Source organism: Frateuria sp. GZRR35 (assembly GCF_051900415.1).
In the GTDB taxonomy this organism is placed as follows: domain Bacteria; phylum Pseudomonadota; class Gammaproteobacteria; order Xanthomonadales; family Rhodanobacteraceae; genus Frateuria_A.
Map to the genome: position 1 here is coordinate 121,752 of NZ_JBHZGL010000006.1, position 14,499 is coordinate 136,250.

The following is a 14,499-nucleotide window of genomic DNA, read 5'->3' on the forward strand; positions in this document are numbered from 1 at the left end:
GCCCGCCTGCCATGACCACCGCGCTGATGCTGTTCCGGCGCGACCTGCGTCTGGCGGACAACCCCGCACTGAGTTCGGCCTGCGCATCGCATGCACGTGTGCTGCCGGTGTACATCCACGCGCCGGACGAGGAAGGCGAGTCCGCCCCCGGAGCCGCCAGCCGGTGGTGGCTGCACCACTCGCTTGCCGCGCTCGGGCAGGGCTTGCGCGAGCGGGGTGCGGGCCTCCATCTGGCGCGCGGCCCTACGCTCGACACCCTGCGCGGGCTGATCTCCCGCACCGGTGCCCAGGCGGTGTACTGGAACCGCCAGTACGAGCCTGCATCCATCGCACGCGATACGCACCTGAAGGCCGCGTTGCAGGCGCAGGGCGTGGCGGTACACACGCACAACGCGGCGCTCTGGTCCGAGCCCTGGACCGTTGCCACGCGGCAGGGTGATCCCTATCGGGTCTTCACTCCCTATTGGCGCACCCTGCGTCCTCAACTGACGGCGCAGGCACCCTTGCCGGAACCGGCGTTCCACGATTGGGCCGAACAAGATGACACGCTGCCCCTGGCTGCGTTCGACCTGCTGCCGAACCAGCCCTGGGATGGTGGCCTGGCTGCCAGCTGGCGGCCAGGAGAGGCCGGTGCACACGAGCTATTGGATCTCTTTGCCGACGATGCACTGGCCGACTACGCGCGGCTGCGCGACCTGCCCGCCCGCCACGGCACGTCCCGGCTGTCGCCCCACCTGCATTTCGGCGAGATCTCGCCGCGGCAGATCCATCACGAGTTGGAACGCCGCAACGCGCGCGTCGATGCACGCCGGCGGGCCGACCTGGAACCCTATCTGCGCGAACTGGGCTGGCGCGAGTTCGCGCACCACCTGCTGTTCCACTTCCCGCACACGCCCAACGAGAACTTCAACCCGCGCTTCGACGACCGCCTGTGGGAGCCGCCGGACGAGCCCGCGCTGGAACGCTGGCGGCGCGGCCGCACCGGTATCCCGCTGGTGGACGCGGGCATGCGCGAGCTGTGGCACACCGGCTGGATGCACAACCGCGTGCGCATGATCGTCGCCAGCCTGCTGACCAAGAACCTGCGCCAGCACTGGCGCCACGGCGCGAACTGGTTCTGGGACACGCTGGTGGACGCGGACCTGGCCAACAACACGATGGGCTGGCAATGGGTCGCCGGTTGCGGTGCGGACGCGGCGCCCTACTTTCGCGTGTTCAATCCGGTCACGCAGGCGCAGCGCTTCGACCCGGAGGGCGAGTACCTTGCGCGCTGGCTGCCGGAGCTGGCGGGTGCGCCGCCGGCACTGCGGCACGAGCCGTGGAAGGACCCGGCTTTGCTTCGCCGCAGCGGTTATCCCGCGCCCATGGTGGATCTGGGCCAGTCCCGCCAGCGCGCGCTGGACGCCTATCAGCGCGTGAAAGATGGATCGCGCGGTCCTATCCCAGCACGGACGGGTTGAGCCGCCACACGGCCCAGTTCAGCGCGGTGGCGAAGCTGACCCACGCGAGATAGGGCAGCAGCAACGCGCCGGCGATCGTCCGCACCCGCCAGAACGCGGCCACCGTGGCCACCAGCAGCAGCCACAGCACGACGATGTCGGCGAACGCCCAACCGCCCAGGTGCCAGGCGAAGAACAGCCAGCTCCAAAGTGCATTGAGGGCCAGTTGCACCACGAACAACACCAGCGCCCCGCGTCGCCCCGGCTGTCCGGCTTCGCGCCAGACCAGCCAGGCCGCAACACCCATCAGCGCGTACAGCACGGTCCAGACCGGACCGAACACCGATGCCGGCGGAGCCCACGACGGTTGCGCCAATTGCCCGTAGAACGCCGCGGCCTGGATCGAGGCCAGCGCGCCGATGGCGGCCGCCGCAAAGCTCAGCAGCCACCAGCCCGCCAGGCCGAGCCAGGGGTGGGACGGTGTCTTCGGTGCCATGGAGAAACTCCTGCCGTTGGTTGAAAGGACATCGCGTCGCGTGCCCGGCCATGCCTTTACGGCAGGCATCGCCAAACGGATCACCGCCGCGGCGCGCATACGCCAACCTGGCCTGCATCCGATGGAAGCAGCGTGCCCGTATAACGGCCGTCCATCCGGCCCGACCGGCCGTCCCTGCCCGCTTCCAGCAAGGGATCATCCCGATGAAGTCACCCATGCTGTACTGCCTGCTCGCGGCCATCGGCCTGCCCGGATGCACCCGGGCGGACCCGCCGCCCATCGTGCCGGTCGCCCATGTCGACGTGCCGCGCTACATGGGCCGGTGGTACGTGATCGCCGCGATTCCCACCCGCCCCGAGCGGAACAGCTACAACGCGGTGGAGCTCTACCGGCTCACGCCCGACGGGGAGATCTGTACCCGTTACGTGCATCGCAAGGGCGGTTTCAAGGCGCCGATCGACACCATCGGCTCATATGCCACGGTGGACGCCGATGCCAGCCAGGCCCGCTGGCACGTCCACTTCGCCTGGTTCTTCAAGACCCAGTACCTGGTCGCCTGGCTCGCGCCGGACTACGGCCAGGTCATCGTCGCCCGCGACAAGCGCGATTACCTCTGGTACATGGCGCGCACGCCGCAGGTGCCGGCGAGCGACTACCAGGCGATGCTGGCTCGGGTGGCCACGATGGGCTACGACCCCAAACGGGTGGTCAAGGTGCCGCAGCAGTGGCCCGATCGTGGCATGGAGCAGGCGGTCGACAGCGCCATCGCCGACTGTCAGTAACGCAGCAGGCGACTGACTGCGAGCGGGCCTTCGCGCGGTGAAACGCCTTGCGCCGCGAACCATTCGCGGCGCGCACGAGCACCATCACTTGATGACACGCCCGCAGGCGTGTCTGGCTTACAGTCCGAACAGCGGTTGCAGGGTGCGCGCGAACCAGCCGTCAAAGCGCAGCGTGCCGTCCAGCGCAGCCACGCAGATGCACGCGCCGCCAGGCGCAGTCACCGGCTGGTGTTCGATCTCGTCGTCCAGGTCCGCCATGTCGCCAGGCGCGAAGTGCCCCAGCTGGTCGTTATAGGCGCCCTGCAGAATCTGCGTCAGCTCGCTGCCGTTGTGGCCATGCACCGGCATGCTCCTGCCCGGGCCGATGCGCAGCATGAACAGGTTGCCCTCGTCGACCCGGGCGCGGATCAGATGGACGCCCGGCGCCAGCCAGCGCCAGCGCAGCCCGCTCAGCGACGGCCCGAAGTACGGATGGAGCGGCGCCGGCAGTGCGTCGGGATCGTCCGCCAGACTAGCCGGCGGCAGCAGCGACGCCCCCGCGGGCGCGGGCGTGTCGTCGAGCCGGGCGAGCATGGCCTGCCGGGCCTGTTCCGGCGAAGGCCGGTCCTGCTGCATCTCGATCAGTCCGCCGCCGATGCGTTCGGCCAGGCGCAACCGCTGGCGGCATTCGGCGCACACGCTCAGGTGCGCCGCGGCGACCACCGATAATGCGGTGGGCAGTGCACCGGCGGCGTAGCTGAGCAGCGTCGCTTCACCCAGGTGATGGCGTGGCTTCATCGGTCTCATCGGAGGTCGTTCTGCAGCTTGAGGAAGGCGCGGCGCAAATGGGACTTCACAGTACCCAGCGGCATGTCCAGCTCAGTCGCGATGTCCTGGTGGCTTTTCGCTTCGAAGTAGGACATGCGGATCAGTCTTGCCTGCACCGCGGGCAACTGCTCGATGGCGCGGCGCATGTTCGCTTCTTCGGTCAGCGCCTCCGTCCCGGCCGATTCGGTCACACCCAGCGGGCCATCCAGTTGGCCTATCTCCTCGATGTATTCCTGCGTGTGGCTCCACGAGGGCTCCTTGCGGGTGCGGTCGATATACAGGTTGCGGGCGATCCGGAACAGCCAGGTACTGAGGCTGCTTCGTGCCGGGTCGTATTGGCCGGCCCGCTGCCAGACCCGCAGCAACGCCTCCTGTGCGAGTTCCTCGGCCAGCCCGTGGTCGCCGCCAAGGCCTTGCAGATAACGCCGGACCCTTGGCCAGAAGTAGTCGTAGATGCGCAGGAAGCTGTCGCGATCGCGGCGGCGCGCGACCGCCTCCACCAGCACGGCCCAGTCGTGTCGTGTTGTGGTGGTGGATCGGTACAAGGTTCTCGCAACCTCGAAAGGCGCCACCATCGTGGTGGGTGGGTCCAGGTCCATCATAGCCATGGCCGCCAAGGGTGTCGGACAGCTATACGCGGCTCCCGGGCGATCGGATGCAGCCGCCGAGCAAGCTCGGCGATCCGGCCCCAGCGAGGATGTAAAGACGGCGCAACTCGTCGTCCCGGACCTGTTCACCGGCTTGCCACCCGTGGTCTGTCATCGTTGCCGCCTTCCCGATGGCCGCCACCCCCGCTGGCCGGTCGGGAACCGGCGCGCTGCCGCGCGTCGCCCCCAGAGCGCGCGGCGCGCGCCCCAACCCCACCCAAAGGAGAAAGGCTATGCGCACCATGCCTCGCATGCTGCTTGCCGTCGGCCTGATGCTGTTCGCCAGCATCGCCATGGCGCAGGTCCCCACCGGCGACGGAACCCTGGATCGGCCCGACGGCGCGAAGATCCACTACCAGGTGTCCGGACACGGGCAGCCAATGTTGCTGATCCACGGCTACCCGCTGTCGGGCGAGCTGTTCGAAAAGAACCGCGACGCACTGGACGACCACTACACCGTGATCACGCTGGACCAGCGCGGTTACGGGCAGAGCAAGGCTCCGGACGCCAATGCCACGATCCAGACCCAAGGATGCCCTGGCGCTGCTGGACAAGCTGCAGGTGGACAAGGCGATCATCGGCGGCATGTCGATGGGCGGCCCGATCGCCCTGGAGATGTACCGCGAGGCGCCGCAGCGCTTTGCCGGCCTGATGCTGATCGACACCACCGCGAAACCGGCCAGTCCGCCTGAGGCCGGCCTGTGGAATGGCATGGTCACGCTGATCCAGACCAAGGGCGTCGAAGCCCTGCCGATGGCCCTGACCAAGGACATGCTCACCGGCCAGACGCGCATGAATGACATGGCGCTGGTGCAGACCCTTAAGGGCATCGTGCTCAAGGCCTCGAAGAACGGCGCGCTTGCCGGCGCGAAGGCGCTGGCCAACCGTCCCGACTCGCAACCGACGCTGGCCACCATCAAGGTACCCACGCTGATCATCGTCGGCGTCGAGGACACGATTTATCCGATGGACATGGCTAAGGCCATGCAGAAGGCCATCCCCAACGCCAAGCTGGCGATGATCCCGGGCGCGGCACACGCCGCCGTGATCGAGAAGCCGGACCAGGTCAACCAGGCCATCCTGGGCTGGGCGCAGCAGGTGCGGTGATGATGCCGGAGCGGAGGCACGGCCTGGCCGCGCCTCGCTTCCTCTGCCGAGGAAGCCGCGGGCCGATGTGCGTAATAAGCTTGCCCGGATTGGCCTCGATCGTCGCGAGCGGAGAGCTAAAACCGGTAGCGCAGGCTCAAGCGCAACGATCGCGGTTCAAAGATGTGGAAATGCACATCCTCCACGCCCTGCGGCGCTTCGCCCTGCAGGCGCGAGGCGAACCAGTAGTCGATGTCATGATCATGGCTGTCCAGCGCGTTGAGCAGGTCAAGGTAAGCGCCCCAACGGCCCCATTTGCGCCCGACGCGAAGATTGAGCAGGGTCGAACCGTGCGAACGCACGCTGCCGTCCTCCACCAGCGGGTAGGGTCCGAAATGCCGAAGCCGCGCACTCGCCAGCCAACCGCCGGCGGAGCGCGCGACCACATCGGCGCTGATCACCAGCGGGATCGCTCCCGGTATGTGTGGCCCGGCGGGGTCCGGGTCGGTGAAGCGGGCCCGACTCCAGGAGGCCTCCAGGTCGGCGCTCAAGTGCTCGGTGGGAAACCAGTTGAGAGCCAGCTCGATGCCATGCCGGCGAGCCGGCCGGCTGGGCTCGGTGGTGCCGCCATCGCCGGTGAACAGCAGCTCCGAATCGGGCGATAGTGCCCATACCGCCAGCGTGGCGTTGAATCGCTGGCCGAGGAACGCCCGGCTGCCCAGCTCCGCGCCGCGCGAACCGACCAGGGGCGTCACCCGGGATGCAGGCTCACCGGTATTGGGATCGACCGCGATTGTGGTGCCACGCGCGTCGTTCGAGTGGAAACCCGTGCCCCAGCTCGCGTACAACTCCAGCGGTTTCCACGGTCGGTAGACCAGACTCGCCTTGTAAGACGCGATGCCTGCCGCCGCGTGACCGCTGTTGGCCGGCAACGAACTGTCGACCCGGAAACGGTAGCCGTCATAGCGTGCACCCAGATAGACGCGCAACCGGTCGTCGAAGCGGAACTCGTTGGCGGCATAGACGCCCAGGCTTCCCTCGCCCACCGTATCGTCACGCACCGTGCCGAGCACTTGACGTCGTTGCGTGTGGAACAGCCCCACCTCGTCAATGTCGTCGTAACGGCCTTGCGCGCCGATGCGCCAATGATCGCGCCCGCGTTGCCACTGCTGGGACAGGTCGAAGCCATAGATCTGGCGCCGGTCGACCTGCTCGAACTGGTCGCCATGGACCGGATCGTCTAGCAGGTAGGTGAAGTCCGACCACAGCCGCAGGCGGTAGTCGACCGCATACGCGCTCGCGGCGAAATCACCGCCCCATGCCATGCCCTTCCACCCGGCCGAAAGGCTGGCGCGGCTGGTGTTGCCACCGTCGCCGGGGTCGATCTGGCCGAAAGCGTCGATCAGCCCGGCCGAGACCGCGCGCTGGGGAATCTGGTCCGGTGAGTTCCAGCGGTTGCGATAGCCCATCAGGGTCACCTGACCCTGCCCGCTCCCCACCGGCCCGCTCGCGCGCAGCAGCAGGCTGAGCTTGCGCACGTCCTCGCTCAGGCCTGTCCATGGGCCGTCATAGCGCTGCGCTTCCAGCGCGTAGAGCAGGTGACCAGCGCCGACCCGCTTGGAATCCAGCAGCAGCCCGCGCGCATAGCCGTAGCTCCCGCCCGCCAGTTCGGCCGTCCCCCGCGGCACGCGATCGAGCAGCGTGAAGCGCGCCGTGCCCGCCGAGGAAAAGTCGCCCACGTCGGCGTAGTAGTTGCCCTTGCGATACGCCAGCGACTGGACCGTTTCGGGGATGAGGAAGTTGAGGTCCGTGTAACCCTGGCCATGCGCATGGGTGCGCAGGTTCACCGGCATGCCATCGACGAAGGTGGCGAAATCGGTGCCGTGATCGAGATTGAAACCGCGCAGAAAATACTGATTGGCCTTGCCGCTGCCCGAGTGCTGCGTGACCACCAGCCCGGGCACGAACTCGAGCAGGTCGCCGGTACGACCGCTGGGCCGCCCCATAATTTCGTCCCGCCCCACGGAACCCTCGGAGGCAGAGATCGTCTCGCCGACCAAATTCTCCCGACGACCGAGGACGATCACGGTGCCCAGCGTGGGCGTGTTCGTAGCCTCAGCTGACTTGGCTTCCGGCGCTTGCGACGTTGCCGGGAGGGGGCCTGCATCCTGGGCGCTTCCGTATAGGGGCGCCAGGGCCAGGGTGGCTCCCAGCAGGAGAAATCTCATGGCCGTTCCTTTGGACAGCGCTTTATCGGTGCATCGCAATCCAGTACGAGTGAAATCCGGATCCGGATGTCGCCGATGGAGCGAGGCCGTCGGCCTTAACCGATTGCGACACAACCGGCGACGGTCAATAACGTGCACTGCCAATGCCGGTCACGGCGTTACCAGACGGCAGCGTATGTCTTCCTCGCATTGGAGGTTGTGCCACGGACGAGTCGGCTCACCTACCGGGCACGCCGTATTGCCATGCCCCGTACAGTTCGGGCGCTAGCGTGCGGCATCCCACCTCCGTGCGATGCAACTGCCACTCTGCTTCCCAGGATGGACCGAGCACGCACTGCCGCCTGCAGGAGAACATCATGAAGGCAGTGGTCTACAACGGCCCGCGCGACGTCGGCGTGGTCGACGTCCCTGACGCCAAAATCGAAAAGCCTACCGATGTGTTGGTGCGCATCACCAGCACGAACATCTGCGGCTCGGACCTGCACATGTACGACGGCCGCACGGATCTGAAGCCAGGCAAGGTACTCGGTCACGAAAACCAGGGGGAGGTGATCGAGATAGGCAACGCAGTCGAGCGCGTCAAGGTGGGTGATCGCGTGTGCCTGCCCTTCAACGTCTCCTGCGGCTATTGCGAGAACTGCGAGCGCGGGTTGACTGCCGCCTGCCTGACCATGAACCCCGGCAAGGCGGGGGCCGGCTACGGCTACGCCGACATGGGCCCGTATGCGGGCGGACAAGCCGAGCTGTTGCGCGTGCCCTATGGCGACTTCAATTGCCTCGTGTTGCCGCCCGACGCGCAGGAGAAGGAAAACGACTACGTGATGCTGGCCGACATCTTTCCCACCGGCTACCACGCCACCGAACTGGCCGGTGTCATGCCCGGTGACACGGTAGTGGTCTACGGGGCAGGCCCGGTGGGCCTGCTTGCCGCGTATTCGGCGCTGATCAAGGGCGCGAGCAAGGTCATGGTTGTCGACACGCACAAGGACCGCCTTGCGCTGGCCGAGCAGATCGGCGCCATTCCCATCGACGACACCGAAGGCGGGGGCGTCGAACGGGTGCTGGAGTTGACCCAGGGCAAGGGCGCGGACCGCGGATGCGAGTGCGTCGGTTACCAGTGTTTCAACTGCGCCGGCCACGAAGTGCCCAATTTGACCATGAACAACCTGGTCAAGGCGGTGCGGGCGACCGGTTCGATCGGCGCGGTGGGCGTGTTCATGCCCAAGGATCCTGGCGCTGCCACCGAGTTGGCCAAGCACGGCCAAATTGCCTTCGACTATGGGCAGTTCTGGACCAAAGGCCTGCGCCTTGGCACTGGCCAGACCAGCGTCAAGCGGTACAACCGGCACCTGTGCAAGCTGATCGAGACTGGCCGGGCCAAACCTTCGTTTATCGTCTCCCACGAGCTGCCGCTGGCGAAGGCGCCGGAAGGCTACAGGCACTTCGACGCACGCGAGAAGGGCTGGACCAAGATCGTGCTGAAGCCCGGGATGGCCTGACATCGAACGCAAGAGCGACTTTACTTGTGGGTATTCGCGCTCGCCTCCGGCCGAATGCGGGTTGCCGGGCGAGCCAGACCAACACCGCCTTGCGCAAAAGCGATGAGTGCTTCAGGCCTTGATGATGGCCGGCACTCTGTGTCTCGCCGCTACGTACCCTCACGCACCGGCGTCGACGGCGAACGGCAGTCGTACGGCGACCCGGCATCCTTTCTCCATGGCGTGGCGCTCGACGGCGCCGCCCATCTGCGACGCAAGCAGGCGCACCAGCCGCGTACCAAGGCCCGAACTCACCTCGACCGGACACCCAACGCCATCGTCCTCGACGCTTAGCTCCAGGTAGTCTTGGCGCCTTTGCAGACCCACCTGGACCGTGCCGCCGCCGTTGTCCGGGTAGGCGTACTTGAAAGCATTGGTGACCAGCTCGTTGACGATCAGGCCGATGGACACCGCTTCGGAGGCACGCACGTCAAGCGCGTCGGCCTGGACCCGCACGGCGATCGGACGGACGTCGCGCAGGAGTTCTCCCAGTCCCTGGCACAACGCTTCGAGGTAGTCGGCGATCGCGACCCGGCCCTGCTCACCACCACCGCGCAACCGCTCGTGCGCTTTGGCGATTACGTCGATGCGAGTGATCGCCGAGTCGAGTGCCGCGCGCGCTTCTTTCTCCTTGAGGCCCTTGGCTTGGAGCATCAGCACCGAGATGACCATCATCAGGTCGTTCTTGGTGCGGTGGCTGAGCTCCTCGCGCAAAAGGTTCTGGTGACGCTCCGCCTCGTGCAGTTTCTCGGCGGTACGACGCAGCGCTTCGGTAAGTGCGGACACTCCAAAACCGATCAACACGTACAAAGACCATGGCACTGCCGCCGCCCAACCGATCGCAAGGCTGCCGATAGGTGCCATGAAGAAGTACGCGGCCAACAGCGCACTGACGATGGTGGCGAAGAAGCCGGTACCGTGGTCGAAGAGCAGCGCGGAAAGGAAGATCGCCGGGATGAAGAGCAGCATGGGATAGGCCTCCAGCGTGTCGGCCATCGCCATTCGAAGCATGAATGCGATCAGTACTATCGCCAGGCTGGCGGTATAGCGCAGGAGTACGCCATAGCGGTTCTTCGGGATCAGGGCGGCGATCAGGTTTTCCATGATCAAGGCGCTTTGGAAAAAACCAGTGTCCCGCGCCATGGTGGATCGCCAGGTGAACCATCGCGCCTGGCGGCAGTTGGACAAACAAGGCCCTGTGCGCCGGCTCAGTGATCTTCCGGCCCTACCCGTTGGTGCCCGGGCCGCTCCGGTGGCATGGTCGATGACCAGCCATCTTCCGCTCCGGGTACAGCCACCCTCCGGACGCTGCAGCGCTTATGAGCGCGACTCACGCGGGTCGGTTCCCCGCCTGGCGGAAACGTTGTCGTCGAAGGCCCGCAAACGAACCCGTCAGATCCCGAGCAGCCGCTGCAGCGCTCGTGCGAACCAGCTTTCGTAGCGCAGGCCACCTATCAGTCCGCCGACACAGATGCACGGCACGCCCGCCGCCGATACCGGCTTGTGACGTTCCTCGCTACCCAATTCAGCCAGGTCACCGTGCCTGAAGTGGCCGAACTCGTCGTCGTAGGCACCCTGCAAGACGCAGGTGAGTTCGTCACCGTGGTGGCCGTGCCTCGGCAGGCCCTTGCCGGGAGCGATGCGGATCAGCAGCAGCGTGCCCCGGTCGACCCTTGCGCGGATGTAGTGCATGCCGGGCGCCATCCAGCGCCAGCGCAACGCGTCGAACGCGCGGCCGAAGTATGGATGCAGTGGAACCGGCAGGGCATGTGGATCATCGATCGGCAGTGCTTCGTGCGCATCCGCGGCATGGGTCCGGAGCGGCTCGTCCAGGCGCGCGAGCATCGCCTCGCGCGCACCGGCCGGGGACGGCGCGCCCGTCTGCAAGGCCATCAGGCCGCCGCCGATACGTTCGGCCAGGCGCAACTGCCGGCGGCACGAGGCGCACAGGCTCAGGTGCGTCGCGGCCACGATCGCGAGTGCGACCGGCAGCGCTCCCGCTGCATAACTCAACAGCGTGGCTTCGCCCAGATGGTGCCGAGGGGTCATCGCTTGCATGCGAGTTCGGTCTGCAGTGTGAGAAAGGCGCGACGCAGGCGGGATTTGACCGTGCCCAGCGGCATGTCCAGTTCGTTGGCGATTGCCTGTTGGCTCTTGGCTTCGAAGTACGACATGTGAATCAACCGTGCCTGGATGTCAGGCAGCTGCTGGACGGCCTGCCGCAGGTTGGCTTCTTCCGCATACGTTTCGGTACCGGCTGGCCGCGTGTCGTCGACGTTACCGTCCAGCTCGTCGACATATTGTTGAGCGTGGTACCAGCCGGGCTCGCTGCGTACGCGGTCGATGTGAAGATTGCGCGCGATGCGAAACAGCCACGTGCACAAGCTGCTGCGTCCGGCGTCATATTGATGGGCCCGCTGCCAGACGCGCAGCAGCGCCTCCTGGGTGAGCTCCTCGGCCATCCCGCTGCCCACGCCCATGCCGAGCAGGTAGCGCCGCACGCGCGGCGCGAAATGGTCATAGATGCGCATGAAGCTGTCGCGATCGCGGCAGCGGGCGACCGCCTCCATCTGGGCAGTCCAGTCGTGCATCGCGGGGCTGGCTGGGTTCTGCAAAGCGGTCGCAGCCTCAAAACGCGTGTCGTCGCGGTGGGTCGGAAGGCGTCCATCGTCGTTCGCGCAGCCAAGGGTCGTCCCGCATACGCCTTGGGCGTGCCAATGGATGCATGCACGCGTCGAATCCCGGGTGCGGTCACCACCCGCTTGCACTGACCTCAGGAACCAAGCGGTTCCAGTACTGCCACCGGCAAGGGCATCAACCAGGCCGACGGGTCGCTCTCCTGCGGCAGGCTCAGCTCAGCGGTGCCCAGCACGTTGCGGTAGCGGCCGGCGGCCATACCGCGCAGGTGCGAGCCCGTCGGCAGCAAGGCATGGGTCGCGCGGGCGTTCCAGGAGGGCGACGAGGTATCGAGCAGCACACCGCCGGTGTGGCGAAGCACGACGATGATGATCGCCGAGCCGTCGAGTTGGCGTTGAAATGCCAGCACGCGGTCGCTCGGTGTGCCTTCCGCGGTTTCCACGGCGAGCGCCGTGTAGCTGCCGCGTGCGAACACGGCGGGATGGCGCGCGCGCAGCTGCAGCAGTTCCCGAATCAGGCGCTGCTTCAGGCGACCATCGCGCCAGCCACTCAGGAGGGTGTCCCACGAGGCCGCCCCGGCCAGGCCCGCACGCCGCGCGTCGAAATCGACCGGGCTTCGGTTGTCCGGGTCAACAAGACTGAAGTCCCAGCATTCCGTGCCCTGGTAGGTGTCGGGCACGCCGGGCGTGGTCAGTCGCAGCGCGGTCTGCACCAGGCTGTTGGCGGCGCCCGCGGCTGCGATGCGCTGCACGAAGGCGTGCAGTTCGCCGGCGAAGCCGTGGGCCGGGGCCAGCATTGCGGTCAGGAACGCGTCGCAGGCGTCCTCGTACGGCTCGTTGGGACGGCTCCAGCGCGAACGGCGCTTGGCCTCGCGCAGTGCCTTGCGCTGCCACTGGGCCACGCGTGCGCGGAAGGCCTCGAGGCCCTCGCGATCGTCCGGCGCGAGCGTCAGCGGCCAGGCGCCGAGCAGGGTCTGGTAGAGCATGTACTCGTCGGCGGGGGACGGCGCCGGTGCGCCGTCGATGGCGGTGCGCAGGTGGCCGTTGCGCTCGCGCCAGCGCTCGACCGTGCTGGCCCAGTGCGGCACCACGGCCGCCTGCGAGAGCACCGCCAGGCGGGCACGGGCGTCCTCGCCCCGCTTGTGGTCGTGGGTCGCGGTGGCCAGCAGGTTGTGCGGGTAGTCGCGTGCGCGCTCGGCGCACAACGCGTGGAAGGTGGGGATGTCCAGCGCCAGGTGGCCGGGGTCGGCGCCCACCTCGTTGCGCGAGAGCAGCCGTCCGTAGCGATAGCAGGCGGTGTCCTCCACTGCCTTGGCGGCCATCGGCGAGGTGGCCTGCTGGAAGATCCGCATCGCCCGCTCGCGGGCCTGCCGCACGCGTCCCGGCGGCAAGCCGCGCGGCGCCTGCCCGCCGAGCCAGGCGGCCACTTCGGCCAGCAGTTCGCGATCCTCGATGCGCACGTGGTGGCGGGCGCGTGCATAGGCCTGCTGGAACACCGCCTCGTCGACCGCATCGCGGCCCAGGCCGCCGGCGTAGGTGCGGTACACCGGGAAGTGCACCAGCAGCTCGACCAGCACGCGGCGGATCGCCGGCAGGCTGACGTCGCGGGTTGAGACGTCGGCGCGCGCGGCGTCGAACAGGGCACGCGCGGTGCGGTCCAGTTCGGCCTCGAAGCTGTCGACCAGGATCTGCCGACGCGCCGCGCGCGCCACCGTCGCGAAGTCGGCGCGCTCGCCGCTGATCGCCTGCCACAGTTCGGTCAGCATGGCCTCGCCGGCGCCGTCGTGCATCAGTGCGCCGACCTGGTCCATGAATTCGTAGCCAGTGGTGCCGTCCATGCGCCAGTCCGGGCGCAGGCGCTCGCCTTCGGCCAGGATTTTTTCCACCACCAGGTACGCCGGCCCGCGCGGCGCGCCGGCCGGACGCTGCCGCTGCAGGCGGCGCAGTCGATGGCGCAACTGGCGGCAATAGCGGTGCGGATCGGCCAGGCCGTCGACGTGGTCAACGCGCAGGCCGTCGATCAGGCCTTCGGCGTAGAGGCGGAACACCAGTGCATGGCTGTCCTCGAACACGCGCGTGCGATCCATGCGCAGGCCGACCAATTCGTTGATGTCGAAAAAGCGCCGGTAATCGATCATGTCGTTGGCGAGCTTCCACAGCGCCAGGCGGTAGTGCTGCTGTTCCAGCAGGGCGTGCAGTTGGCCGAAGCCCGCCTCGCGCGTGGCGTCGTGCGCCGACAGCACCCGCGAGGGCTCCCCTGCCCTGCGCAGCGCCTCGATCGACGGTGGCGCGAGCGGCAACGGGTTGTCGTGCACGCGCAAGACGTAGTTCCCGCCCTCATGACCAAGCCGGACGTCGCCGTCGCGCAGCGCCTGTGCGTAGGGCTTGCCCAGGATGGGCAGCAGCACGTGTCCGCGCACCAGCGGATCGGGGCTGCGCCAGTCGATGTCGAAGTAGCCGGCGTAGGCGCTGGCGCGGCCATGGCACAGGACATCCATCCACCAGGCGTTGCCGGGACCGGCGAACATGTGGTTCGGGACGATGTCCAGCACCAGACCCATGCCGCGCGCGCGCAGCGCCTGCACCAGCCGTTGCAGCGCCGGTTCGCCGCCGAGTTCGGGGTTGACCCGGTGGTAGTCGATGACGTCGTAGCCGTGGTTCGAACCGGGGCGCGCGGTGAACAGCGGCGAGGCGTAGAGGTGGCTCACACCCAGGTCGGCGTAGTAGTCGACCTGCGCGGCGGCATCGTCGAGGGTGAAGCCGGCATGCAGTTGCAGGCGCGCGAGAGCGCGCGGCGGGCTGGGCACGCGGTCGTTCACGGCGAGGCCCTTGGACTTCGC

General features: G+C 67.5%; 13 protein-coding genes. 5 read left to right on the forward strand and 8 right to left on the reverse strand.

Annotated features, from left to right (window positions below; translation table 11 throughout):
- The first annotated feature begins 11 nt into the window (after positions 1 to 11).
- Positions 12 to 1,460: a cryptochrome/photolyase family protein gene (locus tag ACFWZ3_RS09255; protein ID WP_439707446.1), complete on the forward strand. Its 1,449-nt coding sequence runs from the start codon at positions 12 to 14 to the stop codon at positions 1,458 to 1,460.
- Here the strand turns inward: ACFWZ3_RS09255 and ACFWZ3_RS09260 are convergent.
- Complete coding sequence (locus ACFWZ3_RS09260; RefSeq protein ID WP_439707447.1) at positions 1,438 to 1,935, reverse strand: TspO/MBR family protein; 498 nt, start codon at positions 1,933 to 1,935, stop codon at positions 1,438 to 1,440. The two genes, ACFWZ3_RS09255 and ACFWZ3_RS09260, sit on opposite strands and share 23 nt — an antisense overlap.
- Positions 1,936 to 2,138: 203 nt before the next feature.
- On the opposite strand from ACFWZ3_RS09260, the gene ACFWZ3_RS09265 reads away from it, so the two are divergent.
- Positions 2,139 to 2,717: a lipocalin family protein gene (locus ACFWZ3_RS09265; protein ID WP_439707448.1), complete on the forward strand. Its 579-nt coding sequence runs from the start codon at positions 2,139 to 2,141 to the stop codon at positions 2,715 to 2,717.
- Between the two features lie 117 nt (positions 2,718 to 2,834).
- On the opposite strand, the gene ACFWZ3_RS09270 is transcribed toward ACFWZ3_RS09265, so the two are convergent.
- Entirely contained in the window at positions 2,835 to 3,494 is a 660-nt protein-coding gene (locus ACFWZ3_RS09270; RefSeq protein WP_439707449.1) for a ChrR family anti-sigma-E factor, read from the reverse strand.
- Between the two features lie 5 nt (positions 3,495 to 3,499).
- Positions 3,500 to 4,069, reverse strand: a complete 570-nt coding sequence (locus ACFWZ3_RS09275; RefSeq protein WP_439707450.1) for a sigma-70 family RNA polymerase sigma factor — start codon at positions 4,067 to 4,069, stop codon at positions 3,500 to 3,502.
- Positions 4,070 to 4,404: 335 nt separating this feature from the next.
- On the opposite strand from ACFWZ3_RS09275, the gene ACFWZ3_RS09280 reads away from it, so the two are divergent.
- Positions 4,405 to 4,863, forward strand: a complete 459-nt coding sequence (locus ACFWZ3_RS09280; protein ID WP_439707451.1) for an alpha/beta fold hydrolase — start codon at positions 4,405 to 4,407, stop codon at positions 4,861 to 4,863.
- A complete protein-coding gene (locus tag ACFWZ3_RS09285) occupies positions 4,757 to 5,278 on the forward strand; it encodes an alpha/beta fold hydrolase (protein WP_439707553.1) in 522 nt (173 codons plus the stop codon). Before ACFWZ3_RS09280 ends, ACFWZ3_RS09285 begins: the two co-directional genes overlap by 107 nt.
- A 116-nt stretch (positions 5,279 to 5,394) precedes the next feature.
- Here the strand turns inward: ACFWZ3_RS09285 and ACFWZ3_RS09290 are convergent, their stop codons facing one another.
- A complete protein-coding gene (locus ACFWZ3_RS09290) occupies positions 5,395 to 7,485 on the reverse strand; it encodes a TonB-dependent receptor (RefSeq protein ID WP_439707452.1) in 2,091 nt (696 codons plus the stop codon).
- 356 nt (positions 7,486 to 7,841) lie between these two features.
- Here ACFWZ3_RS09290 and ACFWZ3_RS09295 point away from each other — a divergent pair, with 356 nt between their 5' ends.
- Positions 7,842 to 8,984 carry a glutathione-independent formaldehyde dehydrogenase gene (locus ACFWZ3_RS09295; protein WP_439707453.1) on the forward strand — a complete coding sequence of 381 codons (1,143 nt, stop codon included), beginning with the start codon at positions 7,842 to 7,844 and terminating at the stop codon, positions 8,982 to 8,984.
- A gap of 159 nt (positions 8,985 to 9,143) precedes the next feature.
- Here the strand turns inward: ACFWZ3_RS09295 and ACFWZ3_RS09300 are convergent, their stop codons facing one another.
- From ACFWZ3_RS09300 to treY, 4 genes are all read right to left on the reverse strand, one after another.
- Positions 9,144 to 10,127, reverse strand: a complete 984-nt coding sequence (locus ACFWZ3_RS09300) for a sensor histidine kinase (RefSeq protein ID WP_439707454.1) — start codon at positions 10,125 to 10,127, stop codon at positions 9,144 to 9,146.
- Between the two features lie 288 nt (positions 10,128 to 10,415).
- On the reverse strand, positions 10,416 to 11,081 hold the full coding sequence (locus ACFWZ3_RS09305; protein WP_439707455.1) for a ChrR family anti-sigma-E factor: 666 nt from the start codon (positions 11,079 to 11,081) through the stop codon (positions 10,416 to 10,418).
- Complete coding sequence (locus ACFWZ3_RS09310; RefSeq protein WP_439707456.1) at positions 11,069 to 11,614, reverse strand: sigma-70 family RNA polymerase sigma factor; 546 nt, start codon at positions 11,612 to 11,614, stop codon at positions 11,069 to 11,071. The genes ACFWZ3_RS09305 and ACFWZ3_RS09310 overlap by 13 nt, the downstream gene beginning before the upstream one ends.
- 182 nt (positions 11,615 to 11,796) lie before the next feature.
- Entirely contained in the window at positions 11,797 to 14,478 is a 2,682-nt protein-coding gene (treY, locus tag ACFWZ3_RS09315) for a malto-oligosyltrehalose synthase (RefSeq protein WP_439707457.1), read from the reverse strand.
- Positions 14,479 to 14,499: the final 21 nt, after the last annotated feature.

Coding starts and splice junctions, on each gene's coding strand:
- ACFWZ3_RS09300 (WP_439707454.1), bottom strand. CDS start 10,127: ATGGAAAACCTGATCGCCGCCCTGATCCCGAAGAACCGCTATGGCGTA.
- ACFWZ3_RS09295 (WP_439707453.1), top strand. CDS start 7,842: ATGAAGGCAGTGGTCTACAACGGCCCGCGCGACGTCGGCGTGGTCGAC.
- ACFWZ3_RS09290 (WP_439707452.1), bottom strand. CDS start 7,485: ATGAGATTTCTCCTGCTGGGAGCCACCCTGGCCCTGGCGCCCCTATAC.
- ACFWZ3_RS09270 (WP_439707449.1), bottom strand. CDS start 3,494: ATGAAGCCACGCCATCACCTGGGTGAAGCGACGCTGCTCAGCTACGCC.
- ACFWZ3_RS09285 (WP_439707553.1), top strand. CDS start 4,757: ATGTCGATGGGCGGCCCGATCGCCCTGGAGATGTACCGCGAGGCGCCG.
- ACFWZ3_RS09305 (WP_439707455.1), bottom strand. CDS start 11,081: ATGCAAGCGATGACCCCTCGGCACCATCTGGGCGAAGCCACGCTGTTG.
- ACFWZ3_RS09255 (WP_439707446.1), top strand. CDS start 12: ATGACCACCGCGCTGATGCTGTTCCGGCGCGACCTGCGTCTGGCGGAC.
- ACFWZ3_RS09265 (WP_439707448.1), top strand. CDS start 2,139: ATGAAGTCACCCATGCTGTACTGCCTGCTCGCGGCCATCGGCCTGCCC.
- ACFWZ3_RS09280 (WP_439707451.1), top strand. CDS start 4,405: ATGCGCACCATGCCTCGCATGCTGCTTGCCGTCGGCCTGATGCTGTTC.
- ACFWZ3_RS09310 (WP_439707456.1), bottom strand. CDS start 11,614: ATGCACGACTGGACTGCCCAGATGGAGGCGGTCGCCCGCTGCCGCGAT.
- ACFWZ3_RS09260 (WP_439707447.1), bottom strand. CDS start 1,935: ATGGCACCGAAGACACCGTCCCACCCCTGGCTCGGCCTGGCGGGCTGG.